3 protein-coding genes and 1 pseudogene are annotated in these 2,848 nt (G+C 62.4%); 2 read left to right on the top strand and 2 right to left on the bottom strand.

Translation table 11 applies throughout. The annotated features are described in order from the left end of the window. Positions 1 to 531, top strand: a pseudogene (locus L286_RS37930) (iron-containing alcohol dehydrogenase); the annotation flags it as partial. Positions 532 to 642: 111 nt separating this feature from the next. Here the strand turns inward: L286_RS37930 and L286_RS37925 are convergent. After that, on the bottom strand, positions 643 to 1,260 hold the full coding sequence (locus L286_RS37925) for an alpha/beta hydrolase (RefSeq protein ID WP_013054035.1): 618 nt from the start codon (positions 1,258 to 1,260) through the stop codon (positions 643 to 645). A 965-nt stretch (positions 1,261 to 2,225) separates the two neighbouring features. Between L286_RS37925 and L286_RS37915 the strand changes: the two genes are divergently transcribed. Further along, entirely contained in the window at positions 2,226 to 2,603 is a 378-nt protein-coding gene (locus L286_RS37915) for a glutathione S-transferase N-terminal domain-containing protein (protein WP_015460613.1), read from the top strand. Here the strand turns inward: L286_RS37915 and L286_RS37910 are convergent. Next, on the bottom strand, positions 2,575 to 2,848 hold a 274-nt coding region (locus L286_RS37910), incomplete at its 5' end, for a DDE-type integrase/transposase/recombinase (RefSeq protein ID WP_021222970.1). The genes L286_RS37915 and L286_RS37910 overlap by 29 nt on opposite strands.

Genomic DNA, 2,848 nt, shown 5'->3' with positions numbered 1-2,848 from the left:
CTTTACGCCTTCGACGGCAATCCCATCGTCTCCCTGATGGCGGAGGAAAGCATCAGGGCGCTCGCCAGGAGCCTGCCGCTGATCAAGGCCGATCCCACCGATGCGAAGGCGCGGGGCGACGCGCTCTATGGCTGCTGGCTCGCCGGCAGCGTCCTGGGCGCGGCGAGCGTCGCGCTGCACCACAAGCTCTGCCACACGCTGGGCGGCACCTTCGACATGCCGCATGCGCAGACCCACACCGCCGTGCTGCCCCATGCGATCGCCTATAATGCGCCGTCGGTGCCGGAGGCGATGGAACGGGCTAGCCGCGCACTAGGCGGCGGCGACCCCGCGACCAAGCTGTACGAACTGGCGGTGGGCCTGGGCGCGGAAATGTCGCTGGCGAAGCTCGGCATGCCCAAGGACGGCATCGCGAAGGCCGCCGCGCTGGCGGTCGCCAACCCCTATCCCAACCCCCGTCCGATCACGGAGGAGGGCATCGTGCAGCTTCTGAGCCGCGCGGTGGAGGGGCTTCCGCCGATCACCGCATAAGCAAAGGCCTGATCCTGGAACAGTGCCGGCCGCATCCGATCATTTCCGGATGCGGCCGGTTCTCGATCATCCGGCGCTCCCGTTCGGCCATGGCCAAGGACGGGACGAAATTCAGCGGCTTTCCGCGCCGAGCCAGCCCTGCACCGCCGCCTTGATCGGCAACGGCAGTTCATGCCCGCCTTCATAAGGGATGAAAGTCGCCCGCGCGCCGCTGGGGCCGGAGAGATAGGCTTCCGCCTGCTCGAACTTGTGGCGCGGGATCACATCGTCGAATTGGCCCCGGCAGAAGAGGACCGGCTTGTCGAGCAGGCCGTTGTCCGGCAGGTCGCCGTCCTCCACCGCGAAGCAGCCGCCGATCATGATGAGGCCGCTATAGGCCCCCGGATTGCTGAGCAGAAGACTGGCGGCCATCGCGGCGCCGTTGCTGAAACCGCATAGCCAGGGCCGTTGGCGGCCGGTATCTGCGGCGATCCAGTCGCCGACCTTCGACGTTTCGCCCGACAGGCTGGAGGGCAGGGCGACGCCGATCCCGGCATTTTCGAACCAGGCGAACCCCGGCCCCTGGGGAAGCGGCCCGCGATAGGAGCGAACATTCGCGCGGCCGAAAAGGGGCAGCGCGAACCCCGCTTCCCTTTCGGTGCTGCCGCGGCCGTGAAGATATACGATGTCGCGGCCGGACGGAATGTCGGGATTGTCGTATCGCATGACGATGGCATTGTCTCGAGACATGTTCGCTTCCAATTCCTGGCGATGCGAAGCCGAAGCGGCGTCCGGTCCGACGGCGTCGGCCCGGCTGCTCCGGCTTCCTGTTTTAGCGGGCTTTCCGGTCGGCGGATATTCCGCCTGCCGGGAAATGCTCAAGGCGACCATAGCATGCGATGGCTGCTTTCAAAGCGCGGTCGCTCAATCCCCATGACCGATTTGTGGGCAGTTGGCCCCGTTTCGATCAAATCCGTATCGCGAATATTCCTAATTCATTTGCAGCAATTTCCTCCGCAGGCGAAAGCTGCGATCCTTTCCGGACGGCCCGATAAGCATAATAATCACCGACGTGCCGGATAAGACAGGCGCTGATCCATAACAGCGCATGGAGAGGATATTCCTATGCTTCGATCTCCGGGCAATGCGCGGCGCGTCCGTCGCAATCCGCTCCCGGCCTCGACGTCCGCTGGCCCGCTCGCTGCGTGTCCGGCCCATGCGCAACATGGTCCAGGGGGAAACCCCGCCGCCTGTTTTCCGGAACGGCGGGAATGGCCCGATGAACTGCGCGGGCAGGCAAGTTGCGACCGTGCACCGGCTGGAATTCGTCAGTAGGGGAAGATCGAATGCCTAATGGAATGCGCTGTTTGGATCCCTCGATCGCCGATCGGATCACATCATTGTCGACGATGAGAAATAATGAGGAGATATTCGAAACATTCGGCTTCAGCTATAACACGCTGAGAAAAGTCTCGAACGGCATGCCGCTTCGCAGGTCACTTGCGGATCGGATTGAGGAACGTGCCAGAAAGGTTTTCGAAGCCGATGGATTTTTGAACATTTCGGCCTGATCGCATCGGATGGAATGCTCCGGCCTGTCGTTTCGGAGCGTTTTCCGACCGGGCGGATGATTGCTTCCGTTCGGGGCGACGCTCCGGTGCCGAACATATGCATTAAGCCATTTTTTGCCCAGTCCGCAGGAGAATTGCAGGGACATGTTGAAGCTCTACTACAATCCAGGTTCATGCTCATTGGCGTCCCATGCCGCATTGGAGGAAGCCGGCCTTCCTTATGAGGCGGAGCTGATCGACCTGACGCAAAACGCCCAGTTTTCAGACGCCTATCGTCAGAAAAACCCGTGGGCGCGGGTGCCCGCGCTCCAGATCGGCGATGATGTCCTGACCGAAAATATCGCCATCCTCAACCATATCGCGGAACTCGTGCCCGAAAAGGCCTTGCTGCCCACGGAAGGCCTTGCCCGCGCCCGGGCCCTGGAATGGCTCGCGCTGCGGCTCTGTTGCAAAGATTGGCGGCAGTCAGAGGTAGGCTGTCGCTCTGCGCCGATCAGGCGGCTGCTGCGAAATGGTGGTTGAGCATGCCCATGGCCTCCGTCAGCGCCGAGGGCCCAATGCCAAAAGCTCTCTCCACAAGGCGCACCTCGCCCCTGATGCCGGGCTGCAGGCACCAGGGGCGAGCCTGTCCTTTGCGCAGGGCTCGCATGACTTCGAATCCCTTGATCGTGGCATAGGCCGTGGGGATCGATTTGAAACCGCGCACCGGCTTGATCAGTATCTTGAGCTTTCCGTGATCGGCCTCGATCACGTTATTGAGATACTTC

The sequence above is a fragment of the Sphingobium sp. HDIP04 genome, from assembly GCF_000445085.1.
In the GTDB taxonomy this organism is placed as follows: domain Bacteria; phylum Pseudomonadota; class Alphaproteobacteria; order Sphingomonadales; family Sphingomonadaceae; genus Sphingobium; species Sphingobium indicum.
This window is presented reverse-complemented; position numbering and strand designations above follow the sequence as displayed.